Source organism: Phytoamicus setariae, from assembly GCF_016722925.1.
Classification (GTDB): Bacteria; Pseudomonadota; Alphaproteobacteria; order Rhizobiales; family Rhizobiaceae; genus Rhizobium_E; species Rhizobium_E setariae.
Genome location: NZ_JAEQNC010000005.1, coordinates 392,795 through 416,839 on the forward strand (window position 1 = coordinate 392,795; position 24,045 = coordinate 416,839).

23 protein-coding genes are annotated in these 24,045 nt (G+C 59.6%); 6 read left to right on the forward strand and 17 right to left on the reverse strand.

Translation table 11 applies throughout. The annotated features are described in order from the left end of the window. Positions 1-296 precede the first annotated feature (296 nt). Positions 297-1,715, reverse strand: coding sequence for a helix-turn-helix domain-containing protein (locus tag JJB09_RS11715; RefSeq protein ID WP_201657843.1), 1,419 nt, complete (start codon positions 1,713-1,715; stop codon positions 297-299). A 145-nt stretch (positions 1,716-1,860) separates the two neighbouring features. Here JJB09_RS11715 and JJB09_RS11720 point away from each other — a divergent pair, with 145 nt between their 5' ends. From JJB09_RS11720 to mce, 5 genes are read left to right on the forward strand one after another with little or no spacing between them, the layout of a single operon-like run. After that, positions 1,861-3,393: an acyl-CoA carboxylase subunit beta gene (locus JJB09_RS11720; RefSeq protein WP_201657846.1), complete on the forward strand. Its 1,533-nt coding sequence runs from the start codon at positions 1,861-1,863 to the stop codon at positions 3,391-3,393. A gap of 8 nt (positions 3,394-3,401) precedes the next feature. Then, entirely contained in the window at positions 3,402-3,713 is a 312-nt protein-coding gene (locus JJB09_RS11725) for a hypothetical protein (RefSeq protein ID WP_246748674.1), read from the forward strand. Then, complete coding sequence (locus tag JJB09_RS11730; protein WP_201657849.1) at positions 3,706-5,709, forward strand: acetyl-CoA carboxylase biotin carboxylase subunit; 2,004 nt, start codon at positions 3,706-3,708, stop codon at positions 5,707-5,709. Before JJB09_RS11725 ends, JJB09_RS11730 begins: the two co-directional genes overlap by 8 nt. Continuing rightward, on the forward strand, positions 5,709-7,847 hold the full coding sequence (scpA, locus tag JJB09_RS11735; RefSeq protein WP_201657852.1) for a methylmalonyl-CoA mutase: 2,139 nt from the start codon (positions 5,709-5,711) through the stop codon (positions 7,845-7,847). The genes JJB09_RS11730 and scpA overlap by 1 nt, the downstream gene beginning before the upstream one ends. Before the next feature lie 7 nt (positions 7,848-7,854). Beyond that, positions 7,855-8,262, forward strand: a complete 408-nt coding sequence (gene mce, locus JJB09_RS11740; RefSeq protein ID WP_201657967.1) for a methylmalonyl-CoA epimerase — start codon at positions 7,855-7,857, stop codon at positions 8,260-8,262. A 6-nt stretch (positions 8,263-8,268) separates the two neighbouring features. Here mce and JJB09_RS11745 read toward each other — a convergent pair whose 3' ends face one another. The 6 genes from JJB09_RS11745 to JJB09_RS11770 all read right to left on the reverse strand — a co-directional run bounded on the left by JJB09_RS11745 (position 8,269) and on the right by JJB09_RS11770 (position 13,306). Beyond that, positions 8,269-8,526, reverse strand: a complete 258-nt coding sequence (locus JJB09_RS11745; protein ID WP_201657854.1) for a hypothetical protein — start codon at positions 8,524-8,526, stop codon at positions 8,269-8,271. 182 nt (positions 8,527-8,708) lie between these two features. Next, a complete protein-coding gene (locus JJB09_RS11750) occupies positions 8,709-9,311 on the reverse strand; it encodes an alpha/beta hydrolase (RefSeq protein ID WP_201657970.1) in 603 nt (200 codons plus the stop codon). Between the two features lie 20 nt (positions 9,312-9,331). Beyond that, on the reverse strand, positions 9,332-10,264 hold the full coding sequence (locus JJB09_RS11755; protein ID WP_201657856.1) for a VOC family protein: 933 nt from the start codon (positions 10,262-10,264) through the stop codon (positions 9,332-9,334). A 154-nt stretch (positions 10,265-10,418) separates the two neighbouring features. Beyond that, positions 10,419-11,264, reverse strand: a complete 846-nt coding sequence (locus JJB09_RS11760; RefSeq protein ID WP_201657858.1) for a C40 family peptidase — start codon at positions 11,262-11,264, stop codon at positions 10,419-10,421. A gap of 10 nt (positions 11,265-11,274) precedes the next feature. Continuing rightward, complete coding sequence (locus tag JJB09_RS11765; protein ID WP_201657860.1) at positions 11,275-11,625, reverse strand: MarR family transcriptional regulator; 351 nt, start codon at positions 11,623-11,625, stop codon at positions 11,275-11,277. Positions 11,626-11,917: 292 nt separating this feature from the next. Then, positions 11,918-13,306, reverse strand: a complete 1,389-nt coding sequence (locus JJB09_RS11770; protein WP_201657862.1) for a leucyl aminopeptidase family protein — start codon at positions 13,304-13,306, stop codon at positions 11,918-11,920. 133 nt (positions 13,307-13,439) lie between these two features. Here JJB09_RS11770 and JJB09_RS11775 point away from each other — a divergent pair, with 133 nt between their 5' ends. Next, positions 13,440-14,252 (forward strand): tetratricopeptide repeat protein, encoded by an 813-nt coding sequence (locus tag JJB09_RS11775; RefSeq protein WP_201657864.1) that lies wholly within the window; start codon positions 13,440-13,442, stop codon positions 14,250-14,252. A 133-nt stretch (positions 14,253-14,385) separates the two neighbouring features. Here JJB09_RS11775 and JJB09_RS11780 read toward each other — a convergent pair whose 3' ends face one another. From JJB09_RS11780 to JJB09_RS11825, 10 genes are all read right to left on the reverse strand, one after another. Then, on the reverse strand, positions 14,386-15,366 hold the full coding sequence (locus JJB09_RS11780) for a type II secretion system F family protein (RefSeq protein ID WP_201657866.1): 981 nt from the start codon (positions 15,364-15,366) through the stop codon (positions 14,386-14,388). Positions 15,367-15,382: 16 nt separating this feature from the next. Beyond that, positions 15,383-16,393, reverse strand: coding sequence for a type II secretion system F family protein (locus JJB09_RS11785; RefSeq protein ID WP_201657869.1), 1,011 nt, complete (start codon positions 16,391-16,393; stop codon positions 15,383-15,385). Between the two features lie 46 nt (positions 16,394-16,439). Further along, positions 16,440-17,921, reverse strand: a complete 1,482-nt coding sequence (locus JJB09_RS11790; protein WP_201657872.1) for a TadA family conjugal transfer-associated ATPase — start codon at positions 17,919-17,921, stop codon at positions 16,440-16,442. A 32-nt stretch (positions 17,922-17,953) separates the two neighbouring features. Next, the gene (locus JJB09_RS11795; protein ID WP_201657875.1) at positions 17,954-19,240 is read right to left on the reverse strand and encodes a CpaE/TadZ family protein; all 1,287 of its coding nucleotides are present in this window, start codon (positions 19,238-19,240) and stop codon (positions 17,954-17,956) included. A 50-nt stretch (positions 19,241-19,290) separates the two neighbouring features. Further along, a complete protein-coding gene (locus tag JJB09_RS11800; protein ID WP_246748690.1) occupies positions 19,291-19,977 on the reverse strand; it encodes a CpaD family pilus assembly protein in 687 nt (228 codons plus the stop codon). 19 nt (positions 19,978-19,996) lie between these two features. Further along, the gene (locus tag JJB09_RS11805; protein WP_425523711.1) at positions 19,997-21,574 is read right to left on the reverse strand and encodes a type II and III secretion system protein family protein; all 1,578 of its coding nucleotides are present in this window, start codon (positions 21,572-21,574) and stop codon (positions 19,997-19,999) included. 14 nt (positions 21,575-21,588) lie between these two features. Then, a complete protein-coding gene (gene cpaB / locus JJB09_RS11810; protein ID WP_201657877.1) occupies positions 21,589-22,416 on the reverse strand; it encodes a Flp pilus assembly protein CpaB in 828 nt (275 codons plus the stop codon). A gap of 161 nt (positions 22,417-22,577) precedes the next feature. Beyond that, positions 22,578-23,090 (reverse strand): A24 family peptidase, encoded by a 513-nt coding sequence (locus JJB09_RS11815; protein WP_201657880.1) that lies wholly within the window; start codon positions 23,088-23,090, stop codon positions 22,578-22,580. A 126-nt stretch (positions 23,091-23,216) separates the two neighbouring features. Further along, a complete protein-coding gene (locus JJB09_RS11820; RefSeq protein WP_201657883.1) occupies positions 23,217-23,387 on the reverse strand; it encodes a Flp family type IVb pilin in 171 nt (56 codons plus the stop codon). A gap of 218 nt (positions 23,388-23,605) precedes the next feature. Continuing rightward, entirely contained in the window at positions 23,606-23,779 is a 174-nt protein-coding gene (locus JJB09_RS11825) for a Flp family type IVb pilin (RefSeq protein WP_201657886.1), read from the reverse strand. Positions 23,780-24,045 lie beyond the last annotated feature (266 nt).

The following is a 24,045-nucleotide window of genomic DNA, read 5'->3' on the forward strand; positions in this document are numbered from 1 at the left end:
CCCCTCACCAACTTCGGCCAGGGGTTCACTGCGTTCACCCGGCCTTCGTATCCTCTCCCACAAGGGGAGAGGTAGATCGCGGGCATCGCCGCAAGCCTCCTCTTCTCCCCATCGGGGAGAAGGTGGCCCGAAGGGTCGGATGAGGGGGCCAGCTCGGCGGTTGCCGCTCCCCTCATCGCCTCGCAAAGCTCGGCACTTCTCCCCGCTGGGGAGAAGAGGGAGCAAGCTGTACACTCATCTGTTCAAAGGAACGCCAGTTTCCTGGTATGCCAGGCAGGGCAGTAGGGCAATTGCCGTCAATTCTCCTTCAGCCCATAAGGCAGCACGGCCCGCTTCTCATGGTCGATCACCAGCCTGCCCTTGAGCGGCGGCATGGCGCGGCTGGCGCATTTCGTTCGCTCGCAGATGCGGCAGGAGATGCCGATCGGGTCGAAGGCGGCGCGGTTTCCCAGATCCATATCGTCGGCATAGACGAAATTGTCGGCATAGGAGACCTCGCAGCCGAGCGCCAAGGCATGGTGCTGCTGGGATTGGCGAAAGCCGCGCCCGCCCTTTGACACCTGCATCGAAAGACAGAGATAGCGTGCGCCATCGGGGGTTTCGGCGAGCTGGCGGTTGATGCGGCCCGGCATCTCGAAGGCCTGATGTGCGTTCCACAGCGGACAGGCCGCGCCGAAGCGGGCAAACTGCAGCTTGGCGGCGCTGTGGCGCTTGGTGATGTTGCCGGCGCGGTCGAGGCGAGCAAAGAAGATCGGCACCCCCTTCATACCCGGCCGTTGCAATGTCGACAGCCGGTGGCAGACCTGCTCCAGGCTTGCGCCGAATCGTGCCGACAGCAGATCGAGATCATGGCGCACGTCGCGGGCGGTATCCATGAATCGACGATAGGGCAGGATCAGCGCCCCGGCGAAATAATTGTGCAGCCCGATGCGGCAGACCTCATAGGCTTCCCTTGTGCGAAAACCGGCATTGCTGGCGATCTGGTCCACAAGCTCGCCCGCATGCAACTGGGCAATCTGCAGCGCGATCTGGAAATCGCGTGTCGGTGCCGGCAGATAGGCGTTGAGCATCAAGACGCGCGCCTGATGGTCGTAAGAGCGGATGATATCGTCGTCGCTGACATTTCTAACGATCCGCACGCCGTGCTGGCGCTCGAGATAGGCGGACAGCACAGCACTCGGATCGTTGTCGCCGATGCCGATCTCTTCCGCCAGCTTCTCGGCCATCGTATCCAGTTCATGGATATAGTTGTCGACGAAGTGAAAGAAGTCGCGCACCTCCTCGTAGGGCGTATTTTCCGTCAGCCCCGCGCCGCGTCCAAGCGTGTCGTCGATACTGGCGAGTTGTTCGGAATTATGCCGGTAGGCCTGGTGCGCCGCGATCAACGCATGCGCAATGCCGGGCGCATTCTGCGCCACGAGCTTCAGTTCTTGCAGGCTCGGCGAATAGGAATCGAACAGCGGATCCGTCAGCGCTTCGGAAAGCGCCGAGATCAGCCGATCACCCTCGCCGCCTGACAATTCGGAGAGATCGATCTTGAATTTCTCCGCAAGCGCCAGCAGCACCGCTGCCGAAACTGGACGTTGATTGTTCTCGATCTGGTTGAGGTAGGAGATCGAAATGCCGATCCGCTCGGCGAATTGCGCCTGCGTGGCGCGGTTTTCCTGCCGGAGATCACGGACCTTGCGGCCGATATAGAGCTTACCGATAGCCATCTTCGCAACTTCGCAAAATTCATTGGTCGTCTATGTAAATAACACACATTCGCCTATTCAACAGTTCTTTTCGCCCGTGATCGGGGTTACAACCTGAACCATCCGATGCGGCCGTAAAGCCGCTGTTTTGCATGGGCGGAAACAAATGCGAGAAATCCTCGAGCAACTCGAATCCCGGCGCGCCGCGGCGCGCCTTGGCGGCGGCCAGACCCGCATCGACACTCAGCATGCCAAAGGCAAGCTGACGGCGCGCGAACGACTTGACGTGCTGCTCGACGAGGGCTCGTTTGAAGAATACGACATGTATGTCACCCACCGCGCAACCGATTTCGGCATGGCAGAAACAAAGGTGCCGGGCGATGGCGTGGTGACCGGCTGGGGCACGATCAACGGCCGCCTCGTCTATGTCTTCTCCCAGGACTTTACCGTTCTCGGCGGCTCGCTTTCGGAAACCCACGCGCAGAAAATCTGCAAGATCATGGATATGGCCGCCCGCAATGGCGCCCCGGTGATCGGGCTCAACGATTCCGGCGGCGCCCGCATTCAGGAAGGCGTCGCATCGCTTGCAGGTTACGCCGAGGTCTTCCGCCGCAATGCCGAAGTCTCTGGCGTCGTGCCGCAGATCTCGGTGATCATGGGCCCCTGCGCCGGCGGCGCGGTCTATTCCCCCGCCATGACCGACTTCATCTTCATGGTGCGCGATAGCTCCTACATGTTCGTGACAGGCCCGGATGTCGTCAAAACCGTCACCAACGAGATCGTCACGGCCGAGGATCTCGGCGGGGCCAAAACGCACACGACAAAATCCTCGGTCGCCGACGGCGCTTTCGACAATGACATCGAAGCGCTGCTGAAAGTCCGCGACCTGTTCGATTTCCTGCCGCTCAACAATCGCGAGCAGGCTCCGGTGCGACCGTTCTTCGACGATCCGGATCGGCTTGAGGCACGCCTCGACAGCCTGATCCCTGACAGTGCCAACAAGCCCTACGACATGCGCGAGTTGATCCTCGCCATCGCTGATGAAGGCGAATTCCACGAAATCGCGCAGGCCTTTGCAGGCAACATCCTCACCGGCTTCATCCGGCTGGAAGGCCAGACGGTCGGCGTCGTCGCCAACCAGCCGATGGTGCTAGCCGGCTGCCTCGATATCGATGCCTCGCGCAAGGCCGCAAAGTTCGTCCGCTTCTGCGATGCCTTCAACATTCCGCTGCTGACGCTGGTCGACGTGCCGGGCTTCCTGCCGGGAACATCGCAGGAATACGGCGGCATCATCAAGCATGGCGCCAAGCTGTTGTTCGCCTATAGCCAGGCCACGGTGCCGATGGTGACGCTGATCACCCGCAAGGCCTATGGCGGCGCCTATGACGTCATGGCCTCCAAGCACATCGGTGCCGATGTCAACTATGCTTGGCCGACGGCTGAAATCGCTGTGATGGGCGCCAAGGGCGCCACCGAGATCCTCTACCGCTCCGAACTCAAGGATCCGGAAAAGATCGCCGCCCGCACAAAGGAATATGAGGACCGCTTCGCCAACCCCTTCGTCGCGGCCGAACGCGGCTTCATCGACGAGGTGATCTGGCCGCATTCCTCGCGCAAACGCCTTGCCCGGGCCTTCGCCATGCTCCGCTCGAAGAAGCAGGACAGCCACTGGCGCAAGCACGACACGATGCCTCTGTGAGACCCGAGATGGCCGCCGCCAAACCTGAAATGACTCCAGAGGCCGCCAAGCGCGACCATTGGCAGATGCTCAAATTCATGGGCATCAACGCCATCGCCGGGGTGATTATCGGTTGCGCGGCGGCGGCACTCATCATCGCGTTCAATATCGGTGGCATCGGCACGTTGATCGCCCATGCACGAAATCCGATCCTGCCGATCCTGCTTATTGCCTTCCCAATGGCGCTCCTGTTCGGCGGCGCGGTGACCGCGTCCGCGATCTGGCTGATGCCGTATGAATCAAAATTCGCGCCGAGGCGCGAGAAGGACCAAGATGATTAAGAAGATCCTCATTGCCAATCGCGGTGAAATCGCCTGCCGCGTCATCCGCTCGGCGAAGAAGCTCGGCATTGCCACCGTCGCCGTCTATTCCGATGCTGACCGCGACGCCATGCATGTGAAAATGGCCGACGAGGCCATCCATATCGGTGCGGCCCCTTCCGCCCAGTCCTATCTGGTGATCGACAAGATCATCGATGCGATCAAGCAGACGGGCGCCGATGCTGTCCATCCCGGCTATGGCTTCCTCTCAGAAAATCGCGGCTTTGCCGAACGGCTGGAGAAGGAAGGCGTCATCTTCATCGGTCCGCCGGTCGGCGCGATCGAGGCGATGGGCGACAAGATCACATCGAAGAAGATCGCTGCCGAAGCGGGCGTTTCGACCGTGCCGGGCCATATGGGCCTGATTGCCGATGCGGACGAGGCGGTGAAGATTTCCTCGGGGATCGGCTATCCCGTGATGATCAAGGCGTCCGCCGGTGGCGGCGGCAAGGGCATGCGCATCGCCTGGAACGAGGCGGAAGCGCGCGAGGGTTTTCAATCGTCCAAGAACGAAGCCAAAAGCTCGTTTGGCGACGACCGCATCTTCATCGAAAAATTCGTCGACCAGCCGCGTCATATCGAAATCCAGGTGCTGGGCGACAAGCACGGCAACGTGCTCTATCTCGGTGAGCGCGAATGCTCGATCCAGCGCCGCAACCAGAAGGTCGTCGAAGAGGCGCCCTCCTCCTTCCTCGACGAGGCAACCCGCAAGGCGATGGGCGAACAGGCCGTGCTCCTGGCCAAGGCCGTTGGCTATCATTCCGCCGGCACGGTCGAGTTCATCGTTGATGGAGCAAGGAACTTCTACTTCCTGGAAATGAACACCCGCCTTCAGGTCGAACATCCGGTCACAGAACTGATCACCGGCATTGACCTTGTCGAGCAGATGATCAGGGTTGCCGATGGCGAAAAGCTCGAGTTCGGCCAGGCCGACGTCAAGCTCAATGGCTGGGCGATCGAAAGCCGCCTCTATGCCGAAGACCCCTACCGCAGCTTCCTGCCATCGATCGGCAGGCTGACGCGCTACCGGCCGCCTGTGGAGGGCCACCTGCCCGATGGCACGATCGTGCGCAACGACACCGGCGTCTATGAAGGCGGCGAGATCTCGATGTATTACGATCCGATGATCGCCAAGCTCTGCACCTGGGCGCCGACGCGGCATGAGGCAATCGATGCGATGGCCAATGCGCTCGACGATTTCGAGGTCGAGGGAATCGGCCACAACCTGCCGTTCCTGTCGGCGGTGATGGCGCATCCGCGCTTCTATTCCGGCAACATCACCACGGCCTTTATCGCCGAGGAATGGCCGGAGGGTTTTCACGGCGTCGAAGCGGATGCCGACCAGTCGCGCCTGCTCGCAACCATCGCCACCTTCGTCCAGCTTTCCGACGAGAGCCGCAAGGCAAAGATCTCGGGCACGCTCGCCAACCATGCCCGCAAGCTCGGTACCCACTATGTCGCCGTCGGCGGCAAATCTTCCTGGCCGCTGGCTGCCAGCCGCAGCAATGAGGGCTTCGACATCGCCTTCGAGGACGGCATCACCCATCGGATTTCCTCGGACTGGACGCCGGGCATGCCGCATGGGCGCTTTACCATCAACGGGCAGAGCATCGGGATCAAGATCGTCAAATCCTCGACAGGCTGGCGGCTGCGTTGGCGCGGCGTCGACCAGGTCGTACAGGTCATGACACCGCGCATTCATGAACTGTCGCAGTTCATGCCAATCAAGAAAGCGGCCGACACCTCCAAACAGCTTCTCTGCCCGATGCCCGGCGTAATCACCCAGGTGCTGGTGAAGGACGGCGACATGGTAGAGGCCGGCCAATCGCTGGCCACGGTCGAGGCGATGAAGATGGAAAATGTGTTGAAAGCGGAAAAGAAGGCCGTGGTAAAATCGGTCAAGGTGGCTGCGGGCCAGTCGCTCGCCGTCGACGAAGTGATCATGGAGTTCGAGTGATGTCCGACAAAACCATCGCCGACTGGGAAGCTCTCGCCGCCAGGGAAGTCAAGGCCGAGGCAGACACGCTGACCTGGCATACGCCCGAAGGCATCGATGTCAAGCCGCTCTACACCGAGGCGGACACAGAAAACCTTGCGCATCTTGGCACGCTGCCGGGTTTTGCGCCGTTCACGCGCGGGCCCCGCGCCACCATGTATGCCGGCCGCCCGTGGACGATCCGCCAATATGCGGGTTTCTCGACGGCGGAGGAATCCAACGCCTTCTATCGCAAGGCGCTGGCCGCCGGCCAGAAGGGATTGTCGGTCGCCTTCGACCTCGCCACCCATCGCGGCTACGATTCCGATCATCCGCGCGTCACCGGCGATGTCGGCAAGGCGGGCGTTGCCATCGACAGCGTCGAGGATATGAAGATCCTGTTCGACAGGATCCCGCTCGAGGAAATGTCGGTTTCCATGACCATGAACGGCGCGGTCATTCCTATCCTGGCCAATTTCATTGTCGCAGGCGAGGAACAGGGTGTTTCGCGAGCAGCCCTCTCCGGCACCATCCAGAACGACATTCTCAAGGAGTTCATGGTCCGCAACACCTATATCTATCCGCCCGAAGCCTCGATGCGGATCATTGCCGACATCATCGAGTTCACGGCAAAGGAAATGCCGAAGTTCAATTCGATCTCGATTTCCGGCTACCACATGCAGGAAGCCGGTGCGACGCTGGTGCAGGAACTGGCGTTCACGCTGGCGGACGGCCGCGAATATGTGCGCGCGGCGATCGCCAAGGGGCTCGATGTCGACGAGTTCGCCGGCCGCCTGTCGTTCTTCTTTGCCATCGGCATGAATTTCTTCATGGAAGCGGCCAAGCTGCGGGCGGCCCGGCTCTTGTGGTCGCGGATCATGGCCGAGTTCAAGCCGAAGAAGGCATCGTCCTCGATGCTGCGCACCCATTGCCAGACATCCGGCGTGTCGCTTGCCGAGCAGGATCCCTACAACAACATCATCCGCACCGCCTACGAGGCGATGTCAGCAGCGCTGGGCGGCACGCAATCGCTGCACACCAACTCGTTTGATGAAGCGATTGCGCTGCCCACCGAGTTTTCGGCTCGCATTGCCCGCAACACCCAGCTTATCCTGCAGCACGAGACCGGCGTCACGAAGGTCGTCGATCCGCTCGCCGGTTCCTACTATGTCGAAAGCCTGACCTCGGAACTGGCAGAAAAGGCCTGGGCGCTGATCGACGAAGTCGAAGAGCTTGGCGGCATGACCAGGGCGATCGACACCGGCCTGCCGAAAAGGCTGATCGAGGAAGCGGCCACCCGCCGCCAGGCTGCGGTCGACCGTGGCGAAGAGGTCATTGTCGGCGTCAACAAGTACCGCCTGAACGAGGAAGCCGATATCGAGACACTCGATATCGACAACAAGGCGGTGCGCGAGGCGCAGATCAGACGGCTCGAAAAGACCCGCCAGCTGCGCGATCCGCAGAAATGGGCCGTGGCAATCGAGGCATTGAAGGCAGTGGCGATGACAGGCAAAGGCAACCTGCTGGCTGCCGCTGTCGAGGCCGCGCGCGCCCGCGCCACGGTCGGCGAAATATCGGACGCGATGCGCGAGACCTTCGGCGATCACTCTGCCGTGCCAGAGGTCGTCGCCGACATTTACGGCCCTGCCAGCATCAACGACCCGGAATACCAGATGCTGGTCGGCCGGCTGAAGGCACAGGTGCAGAAATCAGGCAAGAAACCGAAAATCCTCGTCGCCAAACTCGGCCAGGACGGCCACGATCGCGGCGCCAAGGTCATCGCCTCGGCGTTCGGCGATATCGGTTTCGAGGTGATTGCCGGACCATTGTTCCAGACACCCGATGAAGCGGCAGATCTGGCCATCGGCGAAAAGGTCGACGTCATCGGCGTTTCCTCGCTTGCTGCCGGCCACAAGACGCTGATGCCGGAACTGGTGGATCAGCTCAAGGCCAAGGGCGCCGACAACATCATCGTTGTCTGCGGCGGTGTTATCCCGCGCAAGGATTATCAGTTCCTGCAGGATCACGGCGTGGCAGCCGTGTTCGGGCCGGGCACCAATGTGGTCGATGCGGCACGTGCCGTGCTCGACCTCGCCGAAGGACGGCTGCGTAATGAGTGAGGCAAAAATGCTGGGTCGGATCAACCATATCGCGCTTGCCGTGCCGGATCTTGCTGCTGCCGTCGAGCGCTACCGCAGCAGCCTCGGCGCCACGGTCTCCGAGCCGCAGGCCTTGCCGGAACATGGCGTGACCGTGGTGTTCGTGCAGTTCGACAATTCCAAGGTCGAACTGCTGGAGCCTCTGGGTGAAAAATCGACGATCGCGGGATTTCTGACGAAGAACCCGGACGGCGGCATGCATCACATCTGCTACGAGGTGACGGATATCCTTGCCGCCCGCGATCATCTCAAGGGTGCGGGCGCGCGGGTGCTCGGCGACGGCAATCCGAAGATCGGCGCGCATGGCAATCCGGTGCTCTTTCTGCATCCCAAGGATTTCTTCGGGACGCTGATCGAATTGGAAGAGGTGAAGTGAACGCGCTTATCGCTTCGCGCGCAGGATGTGCTTCCAGATCGTGCCGCCGAGGAACCGATTGAAGACGACAAAATAGGCAACGATCAACGCAAACAGCAGTAGCGCCGGCCCACCTGTCACCCGGAACCCGTCTTCGGTACGACCGCGGAATACAGTTGCAACAGCATATCCCAGGACAAAGAAAGCCGTAAAGAAATCGAGGATTGCCGCAAGGACAATACGCCAAGTCGAGGGGCCGGTCGGCCGGTCTTCTGTCGTCGTCATTGCGTCGATCCCCAAATCAATATCGGGGACCATAGCAAATCGAGGGTCCCGCGCAAGTCGCCGGCCGGCTTGCCACTCGACCCAAGTGGAAAGCTCGGCAAGGCGTCATCCACGAGCTATCCTCTAGTCTGCCCGAGGATGGCTCCACTGCACGCCGGGAGGACTGCATGCCCTCCATACCATTACCCCAGAAACGCCTGCACCGCCTCGACCTCGCTGTGGCGCAGGTCATGACCGCCCGGGTGCCACTCGATGCGCACGCCAGCGCCCTGCCGGGTGAAATAATCGGCAAGCGACTGCGTCAACGGCGCGGGGCAGATCGGGTCGCGCTCGCCCGCGGTGATCAGCAATTTCCTGCCGGCAAGCTTGGCATTGTCCTTCGGCCGGAACGGGATCAGCGGGTGCATCAACACCGCCTGGTCGAACAGGTCTCCCGTTTCGATCAATACATTGGCGAGAATGTTGGCACCGTTGGAGTAGCCGAGCCCGATCACTTCGGACGCCTTGTACTCCTCCGCTAGCGCCTTGACGAAGCCCGCCATCTTTTCGGTGGCGCGGGCAAGATCGACCATGTCGTAGACGCCCTCGCCCGTCCGTTTGAAGAAGCGCGCCGCGCCATATTCAGCAACATCCCCGCGTGGCGAAACGATTGTCGCATTCGGCAGCAGGTTGCTGCCGAACTCATAGAACTGGTTTTCATCGCCGCCCGTACCGTGAAATACGAACAGGATCGGCTGTCCCGGTGCACCGGGCTTAACCCGATGCACGTAGCCGTGCTCTTCCATGCATTCGATCACGGGCATGCCTAGTCCTCCAGCTTCTGCAAATGCTCGGCAAGGATCGGCCCCAGGTGCTTGTGCTGCTGCGGCAACATCAGGCCTTCACCCAAATGCGCGGTGTCCTCGTCGCGATCAAAGCCGGGCTCGTTGGTCGCCACTTCGAACAACACGCCGCCGGGCGTGCGGAAATAGATCGCCCAGAAGTAGTCACGGTCGATGACCGGTGTCACCTGATAGCCTGTGTCCATCAGTGCCTTGCGCACTTCCAACTGCTTTTCCCGATTTTCGACTGCAAACGCCACGTGGTGGACAGAACCCGCCCCTTGCTGCCCGCGCGAAATGTTCGGCATGGTTTCCAGGTCGATCAGGCCTGCGCCGTTGCCAGCAGGCATGATCATACGCGTGACGCCATCCTTGGATTCGAGCGTTTCGTAACCCATGAATTTCAACAGCTCGGTAGTCGCGCCCTCATCGCGCAGCCGCATCGCCACCGAATGAAAACCGCGAATGCCATGGTCTTCGGAAATGCCGTTGCCCGTCCAGGGTTCGCGTTCGTCGTCGCGGACCTCGACCAGCGCAAAGCCGTCTCCGTCAGGACCGGCAAATTCTAGCCGCTTTTCGCCAAACGTCTCGTGCTTTTTGATGCCGGTGACGCCCTGCTTTTCCAACCGGTCCTGCCAGAAGCCGAGCGATCCCTGCGGCACCGAGAACACCGTGGTACCCACCTCGCCGGTACCCGGACGGCCCTGGCCAATATTGGGGAACGGGAAATAGGTCATGACCGTGCCGGGCGTGCCGATCTCGTCGCCGTAATAGAGGTGGTAGACGTCAGGCGCGTCGAAGTTGACGGTTTTCTTGACCCGGCGCAAGCCGAGCGTTTTGGTGAAGAATGCATTGTTCGTCCGTGCATCCGCCGCCATGGAAGTTACGTGATGCAAGCCCTTGATCTGGTTCAGCATGATATGATCCTTTCTGCCTGCAATGAGGCAAAAACACTTTCTTAGGACATATATGCGCGCTCTTCGCCGTTTCGGATAGAACCTCAAGTCAGCACGGATTGTTCAACTAAATTGAACGAAAAATGGATTTTAGCTTATCTCTGGGAGACGATCGTCAAGGTCTGCGATAGAGACGCGGCTGTCCATAGATCGGCGCTATGCGGTTGATCGCGCCTGCCAGCCGTTCGCGCGCCACGGTCATCGAGTAACCATTGGCGTGGATCATCATGTTCTTGTCTTCCATGATCGCAACGTGGCCCTTCCAGAACACCAGGTCGCCGCGCTGCAGATCGGATCGCTCGATTTCCGTGCCGATCGAGGCTTCCTGCATATCCGCATCGCGCAGCACATGCTTGCCCACCATCATCAGCGCAACCTGCACGATCCCGGAGCAATCGATCCCGAAGCTTGAACGCCCGCCCCAGAGATAGGGCGTCTCGATCAATCGTCCGGCGATGGAGACATAATCGTTGAACTGGGATACCCCGATTTCGGCGAGATGGGAAGCAATCACCGCGCCCCGGTCTGTGAGGAGATAACGCGTGCCGCGCGTCTCTGCTTCTCCGGTCACGGTCAGTCGGCTACCCATCGACAGCGTGTCGAGCGGCGGAATTTTCATGTCGGGGCCCGGATAGAGAAATGTGCGCGGCGCAATGACCCAATGGGTCTTGTCCGCATGCAACTCTCCCAGTGCATCTTCCTTGATGTAACCGACATAGCCGTCGAGCTTGCACTGCGCCCATGCCCAACCGTCGCGACGGTCGAAAACCATGACTTCCTCGCCCCACAGCAACTCCGTGTCGAGCGCCGAGGCGTCATCGGGCTGAATGCGCATCGCACTTTTATTCACCACGATCTCGGCCGGCTTGCCCGCGACGAAGCGCGCGGCCTGCACCTGGCCCACAAGCCTCTCATCGGCAAGGTCCGGGCGGAAGGCATTGAGTCGACGTTCGAGTGTCATAACTGCATCCTCACTGCGATAGGTCTCGCGCCTTGGCAATAATCAGGTCGCCGAAACGTTCAAGATAAAGCGCACCGACAACCGTCCGCTTAATGATGACGTTTCGGCGATCTCGTTCATCGCGGACACGATCGACAAGCCCCATTGCGCCCATCGTGTCAAGAGCCCGCGTAATGACAGGCTTGCTGACATTCAGGGTTGCAGCGAGCCCGCGCACCGTGTGCGGCGGCGGCACGAGGTAGATATGCAACAGGATCGCCACCTGGCGCAAGGTCAGGTCACCATCGCCCTTCTGCACCTGACCGAGCGTAACGGCATGCCATAGGCCCAGAGCCTGCGATGCGGAAAGTTCGATAGGCACAGGCGGCTCCGGTCAATCGTTTCGTCACCGTTCCATTTTCCTGCAAAGTCGCCATGTCCGCAACCAAAGCTGCAATGCAGGGTTAACGGGGCAGCATTTTTTGTAGATGTGAAAGATACACCTATGCCGTGCCGCACTGCCCCCGACGGAGGCCTGTGGAGCTTTGATACGGCCAAGATTTCGGCCAGACGTCCTCATCCTGAAGGAAGTCAGCCGCGCCCAACTGGACGCGGCTGACTTCCTGTTCAATTACTAGCGGAGCCGGGTTCCGACCAAGTCCGTCGCGAGCGGCTCAGCCCTTGCGTTCCAGCATATCGAAGATAGCACGGATCGCCTGCGCCTCACCGCCACCGGGGGAATGCGGGCGTTCGGTGGGCGTCCAGCCGTAGATATCGAAATGAACCCAGCTCTTGGTGCGGGTCACGAAGCGCTTGAGAAACAGCGCCGCGGTGATCGCGCCCGCCATGCCGCCGGAAGGCGCATTGGTCAGATCGGCGATTTTGGCGTTGATGTCCTTTTCGTAACCTTTGTATAGCGGCAGGCGCCAGAGCGGGTCGTCGACCTCAAGGCTCGCCTCCGAAAGCGCATGCGCCAGGTCCTCGTCGTCCGTGAAGAACGGCGGCAGGTCGGGGCCGAGCGCCACCCGAGCAGCCCCCGTCAGCGTGGCCATGTCGATCAGGAGATCCGGCTCGTCTTCATCAGCCAGCGCCAGCGCATCGGCCAGGATCAGCCGTCCCTCGGCGTCGGTGTTGTCGATCTGCACCGTCAATCCCGAACGGCTGCGGTAGATGTCTCCCGGGCGGAAGGCATTGCCGGAGATCGAGTTCTCTGCCACCGGCACAAGTACGGTCAGATCAATCTTGAGCTTGGCATCCATGATCATCAGCGCCAGGCCCATGACATTGGCGGCCCCACCCATGTCCTTCTTCATCAGCGCCATGGATGAAGAGGGCTTGATGTCGAGCCCACCCGTATCGAATGTCACGCCCTTGCCGACCAGGGTCACCTTGCGATGCCCCTTCTTGCCCCAACGCATCTTGAGCAAGCGCGGCGCCTGCTCGGAGGCGCGGCCGACCGCATGAATCAACGGGAAATTTTCCTGCAGCAGCGCCTCGCCCCTGATGACGCTGACATCGGCCTTGTAATGTGCGCCCAACGCGCGGAAGGCGTTTTCCAGCGCATCCGGGCCCATGTCGTTGGCCGGCATGTTGATGAGGTCGCGTGCGAGAAAGACGCCGGCCAGCAGGCGCTTGATCCGCGCGGCGTCGGCATCGGCCGGTATCATCAGCGTCGGGCCGAGCGCGGCTTCGGATTTGTAGACGTCGAAACGATAGCTGCCGAGCCCATAGCCCAGCAGGATCCGGTTGGCGGTCAGCGGCGCAGTCTCCACATGCCAGTCGCCCTGCGGAAGAAGGCGCGCCAGACGCCCTGTCAGATAGGGCGCATCGGACGGGTTCTTGCCCAGGCCGAACAGAGCACCCGCCAGCAGTCCGTCTTCTCCTGGCACCAATAGCAACGAGCCGGTATCGCCTTTGTAGCCCGCTTTCTTGGCCCACTCGTAAGCGACCGGCTCCACCATGCCGGTTTCGATGTGTGCCGGCGTGACCGCAAAAATCGGCAACGTCTTGCCCCCTTTCGTGTTGAAGGGCGTCGGGCGGTCGATGAACTGGTAGGGGGCCATAGAGGATCCTGTCGGGAAAGCGGTTCGGATTCGTGCTGTTAACGCTCTGTTAGGGTTAACAGATTATTGCTGGAGCGAGGGTTGCGGCACAAATCGGGCGATTTTGCCGCCAAACGGACGGGAGTCGGCAACGATGGCGGTTGAAGGAACCATTTCTCTGGCACGAACTGCGCTTGTCGGCAGTATGCTAACGGCCTCGCTGTTGCTCGCGTCCTGCTCGACGGCCAGCCGCGAGACGACGGGATCCATTCCACGCCTGAACAAGCCGGTCGAGGCGATGAATGCCGCCGAACTCTCTGCCGCCACCCGCAAGATTGGCGCCGACTACGCCAGCAATCCAAAAGATCGGAGCGCTGGCCTCAATTATGCAGCCCTGCTGAGAATGACCGGCAAGAACGCCCAGTCACTGGCGGTCATGCAACAAGTCGCGATCGGATACCCCAACGATCGCGAGGTGCTCGCGGCCTATGGCAAGTCCCTGGCCGGCGCCGGCCAGCTCGAACAGGCACTCTCAACGATTTCCCGCGCCCAGACTCCCGACCGGCCCGACTGGCGGCTGAAATCCGCAGAAGGTGCGATCCTCGATCAGCTCGGCCGCGCCAATGAGGCGCGCAACGCCTACCGCGAAGCACTGGACATCCAGCCGAACGAGGCTTCGATCCTCTCCAATCTCGGCATGTCCTATTTGCTGACGCGCGATCTCAAGACCGCCGAAACCTACATGCGCTCAGCAATCGGCCAACCAGGTGCCGATAGCCGCATCCGCCAGAACCTAGCGCTGGTCGTAGGCCTGCAGGGCCGGTTCCAGGAAGCGGAAAACATTGCGCGGCAAGAGCTGACGGCCGAGCAGGCGGAAGCCAACATGGCCTATCTCAAGGGCATGCTCGCCCAGGAAAACTCCTGGCAGAAGCTATCCAGCGCCGACAACAAAAAAAGCACAAACTAACTGACGGCAACGCCCGCTTTGCGGGCTCGCGCCAACTCTCCCAATGCAGAAGCCAATAGCCCAGCGCCCGCCCCATCTTCTGGTGGGGCGGGCGCTGGGCTATCGGGCAATCTGTCTTGATGCAGGTTCTCGTCTAGAACCGATCCGAAACCTGGATCCCAGCTGGTCCGAGAATGACGGCGATCAACACCGGCAGGAAGAACAGGATCATCGGAACCGTCAGTTTCGGAGGCAGCGCCGCAGCCTTCTTCTCGGCCTCGTTCATCCGCTGGTCGCGGCTTTCCTGCGCCAGCACGCGCAACGCTTGTGCGATGGGCGTGCCGTAGCGCTCCGCTTGGATCAGCGCCTGCGAGACGGCCTGCACGGAATCAAGCTGGGTTCGCTTGGCGAGGTTCTCATAGGCAACCCGCCGCTCCTGCAGAAACGACAACTCGGCATTGGTCAGCACCATTTCCTCAGCCAGTTCCGCAGAGTTCTCCGCCATTTCCTCGGATACGCGCTTGATCGCCGCTTCGATGGATACGCCCGATTCCACGCAGATCAGCATCAGATCCAGCGCATCCGGCCAGGCACGACGGATCGATTTCTGCCGTTTTCCGACCTTGTTGGAGATAAAGATGTTCGGCGCATAAAAGCCGACATAGGCTACGCCGATCACCGTCAGCAACCGCACCATGAATGACTTGTCACCGAGATAGCCAAGAAAAAAGATGTAAAACGCAGCTGCAGCGCAAAAGACAAACGGCAATGTAAAGCGCGCAACAAGGAAGGTGTTGAGCGCATTCTGCGACCGGTAACCGGCGGCACGCAGCTTGTCGACAGTTCCTGCATCGACCAACGCTTCACGCAGATTGAGCTTGTCGACAATCTGCCGGATCGACGAATTGTTCTGGTGCCGGAGACTGGAGCGTTGCGTACTGGCTTCCGCATTCATGCGTGCGCGTTCGCGCCCACGAATCAGCTCGCGTTCGGTCGTCACGGACTTCATCCGCTTCTCAAGACCTCCCTGATCGAAGTAGGGGAGGATGAGACTGTAGATAGTGGCAAAGACAGCAATTGCGACAAGACCTGCAACGATGACGGTCGGGTCGGTCAATGTGCTCACGAGATCCATGGCGACGCCTTCCTTGTCAGAGATCGAAATTGATCATGTTGCGCATGACGAAGATGCCGATCGACATCCATACCGCCGATAGGCCCATGATGAGATGACCTCGAGGATCCGTAAAAAGGATCATCATGTATTGCGGTGAAGTGAGATAGACCAGCAGCGCCACGATGAACGGCAAGGCGCCGATAATCGCGGCAGACGCTTTCGCTTCCATCGACAGTGCATTGACTTTGGCCTTCATCTTCTTGCGATCACGCAACACGCGCGAGAGATTGCCAAGAGCCTCGGAGAGATTGCCGCCCGCCTGGGCCTGGATGGCGATCACGATCGCGAAGAAATTGACTTCGGAAAGAGGCACGCTGTTAGTCATGCGGGCGATCGATTCCGGCACGGACAACCCCATCTGCTGGGATTCAACCACCCTGCGGAACTCCGACTTGACCGGCTCCTTGGCTTCGCCGGCGATCAGCCGGATCGCATCGTTGAGCGGCAGGCCAGACTTGATCGAGCGCACCATGACATCGAGCGCGTTCGGCAATTCCTCGATGAATTTCTTCATCCTTCGTTTGAACATGAAGCTGACGAAGAATCGCGGAAGGCCAACGCCAACAACAAATGCGATGCCCAAAACGAGAAAGACAGGCATTCCCGCCAGAAACGTGAAGGCTGCCGTGGCGACTGTAAGTGCCACACAGGCGAAATAGAACTGCATCTCGGTAAAGCTCAGCCCTGCCTGCGAAATTCTCGCCTTCAGCGTCGCCGCCTTTTTCTTGTTCGCTTCGACCTGCTTTTTCTCAAGCTCCTTCAGCGAGTCCTGCACGGACTTGCGCCGCTTGGTCATTTCCGCAACCCGGTCGCGCGAAGCCTTGATCTTGATCCGGTCGGTCTCGGCCGCTCCGATCTTGTCGACACGGTTCTGGGTTTTTTTGTCCGCCTCTATTCGCGAGAACAGCACGCCATAGCTCACCCCACCCGCCGCGATGGCGACGAGGGCGGCAATTGCAATCACTGTAAAATCAAGGCCAAACATTCTAACCTCTGTATTCCCGAAATCCCCAGCTCACCTTTGCAGGCGACTATTGCCGCGATTTCGCTTCCATCTCGTCGAGTGCGATTGCCAGTCGTTTGTCTTCCCCGAAGTATCGGGCCCGATCCCAGAAATGCGGCTTGCCGATGCCGGTCGACTTATGCCGGCCGATGAGCCTGCCGTTGGCATCCTCGCCCTCGATCTCAAAGCGCATAAGATCCTGGGTCACGATGACATCGCCTTCCATGCCGATGACCTCGGTGATGTGGGTGATGCGGCGCGAGCCGTCGCGAAGGCGTGCAGCCTGGACGATGATATCGACCGAACCGGTGATAATCTCGCGCACCGTCTTGGCCGGCAGTGTAAATCCGCCCATCGCGATCATTGATTCGATACGGTTCAGGCATTCGCGCGGGCTGTTGGAGTGGATGGTGCCCATCGAACCGTCGTGGCCGGTATTCATTGCCTGCAGCAGGTCAAAGACCTCCGGGCCACGGACTTCGCCGACGATAATGCGTTCGGGCCGCATGCGCAGGCAGTTCTTGACTAGTTCGCGCATCGTCACCTCGCCTTCGCCTTCGATGTTCGGCGGGCGGGTTTCAAGCCGCACCACATGCGGCTGCTGCAGCTGGAGTTCGGCCGAGTCTTCGCAGGTGATGATGCGTTCAGTCAGATCTATGTAGCGCGTCAGACAATTGAGAAGCGTGGTCTTGCCGGAGCCGGTACCGCCAGAGACGACGATGTTGCAACGAACCCGACCGATAATCTGCAGCAAGGTTGCGCCTTCCGGCGTGATCGAACCGAACTTCACCAGCTGGTCGAGCGTCAGCTTGTCTTTCTTGAACTTGCGGATGGTCAGCGCTGCGCCGTCGATCGCCAGCGGCGGCGCAATAACGTTGACGCGCGATCCATCCGGCAGGCGCGCATCGCAAATCGGTGAGGATTCGTCCACACGCCGCCCGACCTGGCTCACGATCCGTTGGCAGATAGACAGCAACTGCGCATTGTCGCGGAAACGAATTTCGCTTTCCTCGATCTTGCCGCTGACTTCAATGAAGGTCTGGCCTGCGCCATTGACCATGATATCGGCGATGTCATCACGCGCCAGTAGCGGCTCGAGCGGACCATAGCCAAGCACGTCGTTGCAAATGTCGTCGAGCAGTTCTTCCTGCTCCGATATCGACATCGCATAGTTCTTGATGGTGATGATATCGTTGACGATATCGCGGATTTCCTCACGCGCGCTCTCGGTGTCGAGTTTCGCCAGCTGGGAAAGGTCGATGGTGTCGATCAGCGCCGAGAAGACCTGCGTCTTGGTCTGGTAATAGTCTTCCGAGCGCGCCGAGCGCTTGCGCGGCTGAGGCGGCGGCGCGACATGGCGCACCGGCTGGGACTCGCGCATTGGCTCGTCGAGCACAGGAACCTGTGCCGGCATTAGCGGCGGCGGCTGAACGGCCGTAACCGCAGCCGGAGGCGCCACCTGCGTACCGCCCGACTTGCCGAAACCTTCATTTCCACGTCTGCCAAACATCGGCTTTACGGCTCCGTACCCGTCATTTCACTTTATTTCTTCCCAAGCTTGCCGAGAATGCTGGCAAGCCCGGCCTTCTTGGCCCTCTTCACCGTCGCACGGCCGGTAACCACATGCGCAATCTGCGACATGATTTCGGCTATGGGCGATTTCGCATCCAACTCCCCGACCATACGGCCGGAATTGGCGGCGGTGCCGAATAGTTGCGCATCGAATGGGATGATCGCCGCCGGCTGGATCTCCAGCGGCCCGCAGAAGTCTGCCGGCTGAATTTCGGGCCGCTTCGGCATTCCCACCTGATTGAGAATCAGGTGCGGCGTCCTGTCGTTTGGCCGCAGCTTTTTCAGTGAATCGAAAAGATTCTTGGCATTACGCAGGTTGGCCAGATCCGGGGCCGCGCAGATCACCACTTCGTCGACATCGGCAAGCAGAGAGCGCGTCCATTCATTCCAGGCGTGGGGCACGTCGAGCACGCTGACGGGTGCTGCACGCTGAAGCACGTCAAGAATCGGCTGAAAGGCGGTACGGTCGAAATCGTAGGCACGGTCCAGCAACGAGGGCGCGGCCAGCAAGGAAAGCCGCTCCGAGCACTTCGTCAACAGGCGATCGAGGAAGACCTCGTCAAGCCGCTCCGGCGAAAAGACGGCTTCGGCAATCCCCTGCGCAGGATCCTGGTCGAAATCGATATTGGCCGTGCCATAGGGAAGGTCGAGGTCAGCGAGAATGACTTCCTGGGAAAACAACGATGAAATGCCCCAGGCGATATTGTGCGCGATGGTCGACGACCCGACTCCGCCCTTGGCGCCGATGAAGGCGACGCAGCGTCCCAGCGGCTCGGCTTCCGGATCGATGAAGATCGAGGAAATCGCTGCGATGAGCTCGCCGAGCGAGACTGGTGAAACCATGTATTCCGACACGCCATTGCGGATCAGCTCGCGATAAAGCGGAATGTCGTTGTAGCGTCCGATAATGACGACCTTGGTAGAGGGGTCGCATACTTCGGCAAGGGGCGCCAGTTCCTCCATGATAGCGGACGGCTGTGCGCTTGTCTCGAGCAGGATCAGGTTTGGCGTCGGCGCCGACGCGAACATGTTCGCGGCCGCCTGAATACTTCCCTGGTTGACGCGAAAGCTGACTTTGGCCATGCGCCGATCATGCGCCAGCTTGTCGAACAGGCTGTACATGCTCTCGGTTTCGCAAAACCCGTGAATCGAGATGCGCGGCAGTGGGCGAAGATGGTCGAGGTCGCCCGGACGAATCTGGGCTTCCGCTTCGGGCTCGTCTTCGCCTCTGTTGATGCCGTATTCTACTGCGTTCATGGTCTCGTTCCGTCGCTTCTGTTCGGAGTTCTTTTGCCGCTCTACGCAGCCTAGCCTTCACGATAGATTCGGATCACCTCGGCCCGGCGCTGGGCGTCGATTGGGGTCATGCCGCGCGGCCCGACAAGATCAGCGGGATTGGCGATCTGCGCAGCAAGGTTCTGTTGCGTGGCGCAGCCGAAATTCTCCCAGTTCGTGTTGTCGACTACAGTCGGGCCAAAAAGGTCGCTCGGCCATTGGCCGCAATCGTCTGTGATGGCCGTCACCCCGACGAAACTGAGCCGGACAGGCGCGGAAGCATCGGGGGATTGCGGACTGTAGCTGGTCTGAATGATCCGGGCGCTGGCGATACCGGCGTCCGCGAGCGACTTGCGAATTTCCGCGCGGACCGCATTGGCAGCACCGGAATTGGCCGCTCCCACCGGAACAGCGACCGCGATCGTGCCGCGTGAGAGCGACAGGTAATCCTGCGCAAAGCCCTTGACGATATCGCGTGTCCCCGGCGTCAGCCGTCCCTGCCCCGCGCCAACAGGAACATCGAGATTGTGCTCGACTTCGGCAAGCGTGATCGGATGGCGTGTGCGGTAGTCGTCGGGAATGGAGTTTGTCGTCTGCCGATCAGGCCGCATCGAGCCACAGGAACTGACCAGCGCGGTCATTGCCAGCAACGTGGCAACCGTGCCTATCCTGAGCACTGTGTTCATCGGCCGAGCCGCGAGGGGATTGGTGTTTTCCATGGTCAAGATAGTCCCCTTCTCACTTGTAAATGTAGCCGATGGTGCCGTTATACCGGCCCGGCGACTTGGCGTTTTCGCGGCGGCTGTAGACCTTGTTGACGCGGTTCAAGAAGAACGATGCGATGTCGCCTTCGGGATTGAAATTGTCGTCGGGGCGCGCGAGCTTGGAGCGTTCGACCGGGCGGACAAGGAACGGGGTCGCGATAATCACGAGTTCGGTTTCATTGCGCTGGTAATCGCGGGAGCGGAACAGGGTGCCGAGGATTGGAAGCCGTGAAAGACCCGGATAGCCCGAAGTCGCCTGACGGATATCGTCGCGCACCAGACCGGCAATCACGATGGAACCGCCGGACGGCAGCTCAACGGTTGTCGAGGCCTCGCGCTTGCGAATGCCCATGTATGTGGAGCCCGAACGGTTGGCGACAGACTTACCGAAGGCGTTTTTCAGTATTCCGCCCGGAGAGACCACGGATCCTTCAAAAGTCGGCTCGGAAACATTCGTTTCGATGTTGAGCGAGATTCGTCCAGGCGAAAGGACGACCGGCTTGAAATTGAGTTCGATGCCGTAGTCGACTGTTTCGGTCGACCGCGTCACGCCGCCGTCATCATCAACATCCTGTCTCGATGTTATGCGAAACTCGCCGCCGACCTTGAACTTCGCCTGCTCGCCAGAGATCGCCGTCAGGCTCGGTTCGGCAAGCGTCCGCATCACGCCAGCCTGTTCCATCGCATTGACGAAGGTCGTAATATCCAGGCTGCCGATCGAACCCTTGGTAACGGAATCGCCGAAGGCGTTCACCGATGCACCGAGGTTTGTCGGATTCTGGAACGTGATCGAGCCGTTGTCGCCGGAAATCGAGCTGTTGAAGCCCAGTTGCTTCAGCACCTGGCGGCTGACTTCGGCGACCGTCACCTTCAGGGTCACCTGGTCTTCGGCCTCGATGGTCAGCATGTTGACGATCTGCGATTGCTGGCGGTCTTCGTTGAAGAGGCCCACGGTCGCATCGCCGGTCGCGGAAGTCGCCGAGGCGCTGATGTTTCGGGTCGTCGCTTCACCGCCCTTGACGAAGATTTCTGCCAGTTGCGATGCTTGCGCGGCATCCTGCGGTGTGCGCACGGTTCCGGACAGAACGATATTATCGGAGATGATCTCGACCTTGATGTCGGATTCGGGGATGAACCTCGACAGCTGCGCCTGGAGATTGGAAATGTCGCGTTCGATTTCGAGATCGATGGTGACGAGTTCCTCGCCGCCCGCGCCGAAAACGAAGACGTTGGTCTGACCAACGGTCTTGCCGAAAAGGTAAAGGCGCGTCGATGTGCGGGTCACCGCATCAGCGACTTCGGGGTTTGCGACGAGAATGTCATGAGCATCAACCGGCAGGTCAATCACAATTGCCTTGTTGAGGCCGAGCTTGATGTTCTTGCTAACGCCCGGGCCGACCTGCGAGATCTTGTAGATAGATCGGGTCGCCGCCTGTGCGGAGGGCATCCCAAGCAAGCCGGAATCGCCGAAACCCGGCACGCCCGAAATCGCCAGGGAAAGGCTGAGCGCTGTGGTGAAAGGAGCGAGAATTTTGCGATTGGAAATGTTCACGGATCTGCCCCTGTTCAATTGTTCTCGTCAGCTTTGGATGCTGTGTCGTTCAGTTGCTGAATCACACCGGATTTGATGACCTGGATCGTCGGTGTGCCGCTGTCGCCGGAGAGCAGGTGCTTTGCCACCAACGAATCGGGCTCTTGGGCATCCGCGACCGAGCGGAGCGCCAGCGTCAACCGCTCGGCCATTTGCTGGGCAACGGTGATCACGCGAGCCTGGTCCGGATTGAGTTCCAACGTCGCTGTCGTGCCCACGACGGACTTGGCACCCTCTTCCTTTTCCTGGATTTCCTGATCGATTGCCAGGACACGTATATTGGTGAGTATCGTCTCGGTCGTATAACCGCTGCCGCCCTCTTCCTTCCTGACCATGATGACATCGACACGGTCATTCGGCAGGATGAAACCGCCGGCACTGGTGGAGACAGAGATTTCTGTGCCGACCGCACGCTTTCCCGACGGCAGGATCGACGACATGATTGCATTGCCGGGGTCGGCTATCTTTTCGGCGCGGAGCGGCTCGCCCTCGAAAACCGGCATACGAACGATGGCGTTCTTGAGTTCGGTCAGCGCGTCAGGACGGTTTTGTTCGGTGATGAACCCCTCGACCAGCGATCCCTCCGGCCATCCGGCCCAGTGCATCGCGTCCTCGGTGAGGCGGGAGCCGACCGGCAGATTTGCGGCGGCAACGAGCACCTTGATCACCGGCTCCTTGTGGACCACCGTTTCGGCCTGCAACTGCACGACCGTTTGCTTGCCCGTCAGTTTCATCGCGAGGAATGCAGCAGCGCCAGCGGCAACAAGCGCAACGGACAGTATGATAAGTCGGGCGGGCTTCATTCCGTAATCCCTGCGTTCGGAACAATTTCAAGCCACAGGATTGAACGGAATTGGTGTAATTATGGTTAACGCTACGCTTACATTTATGGTTAATCGTAAATAAACATCTGCAAGCGAGATACGCGGGCTATCCAGCAGCAGCCGAATGGCGAGGGCCTGGCCTAGTGAGCCAGACCGGTTACGGCCCGCACAAGCGGCATCGAGGGAAACGCCGCAAAGGCCGCCGCGCCGATGGCAATGCCGTACGGCACCTTCTTGGCGTGCAGCATCGTCTGCGGAACGGGAATTCGGGAAACGATGATCAGGTTGTGGTTAGCCCTGAGCGTCAAAATGAGGAGGCTCAGCAATCCACCGAAAATGCCGACATAGCTCATATAGACGAGCAGTGATGGGTTGAACCCGAACCACACAGCGCTGGCCGTCAGGATCTTTGCGTCTCCACCACCCATGGTTCCAAAAGCGAACAGAGCAAAACCGGCCGCAAAAACCGCAGCGCCGGCGCCGAGATGCAGGGCGAAATCGTGAAGTGACAAGCCGGCAAATGGAGCGATTGCCACGAAGCTGGCAAGCAGCACGATCGACAGGCGATTGGGGATTGTCATGGTCAACAGGTCGCTGAACGCGGCCATCGCCATGCACATGGGAAACACCACAAGTACGACGGCGGTAATCATCGATACATGACCCTTTGAAAAATTATGAATGAAGCGATTTTATCGAGAGGAAGTTAAAAAGCCGCAAACTGCGAGCTTACAAAATATTGACTTCCAAGTTTCCATTTTGAACGTAAAAGTCCGCGGCTAACTGACGTTCAACTGTCCCGCGATCCCATTGAACTGTGTGTTCAATGCATTGCCAAGCGTGCCAGCCCCCGCGATGAGCGCCGTGGCTATAAGCGCCGCAATCAGACCGTACTCGATAGCGGTAGCGCCGGACTCGTCCATCAGGAGACGCTTGAAATGCTTAGTCATACGAGACTCCCTTTACGTCAGCCACCAGCGCTGATCCCCTGAAAGAATACTTCAACCCCATTGAATTTCATTTAACAAGCACGGTAAACGCCAAGTAATCTCACGATAAGAATAGACGCAATACGTACTAAAAAGAGAATCTGACAAAACAAAATGGCCCGCATTGAGCGAGCCACTTTCATCGTCCGAGTTAGGCGCATGCTATACATGCGTCGAAATCAGCCGGCGTAGTTCAGCTTGGTCGACAATGCATTGAACTGGGTGTTCAGCGCACTACCAAGGGCTGAAGCGCCGGTGATCAAGGCAACCGAAATAAGCGCCGCGATGAGGCCATACTCGATGGCCGTAGCACCAGACTCGTCATTCATGAAACTTACGAAATGCTTGATCATATAGAGCTCCTTGCTTGTTAGATATCAACTCCACCGACATACAGATATACCTGGCATTCATTGAAAATCGATTACAGAAAATAGTAAACGAGAATAAATATCTTCGTTAAACCTTGACAGAACCGAGACCTCGATAAGGACCCAAAGTCATGACCTCCACCAAAGGTGGAGGTTTGAAACGCTGCGCTTGAACCGCTAGAAGCGGTTTTGCTATAGATTAGTAGCTACGATTAAAGAGGTCGGTAAAGTCGGAAGCTTTGTCGACC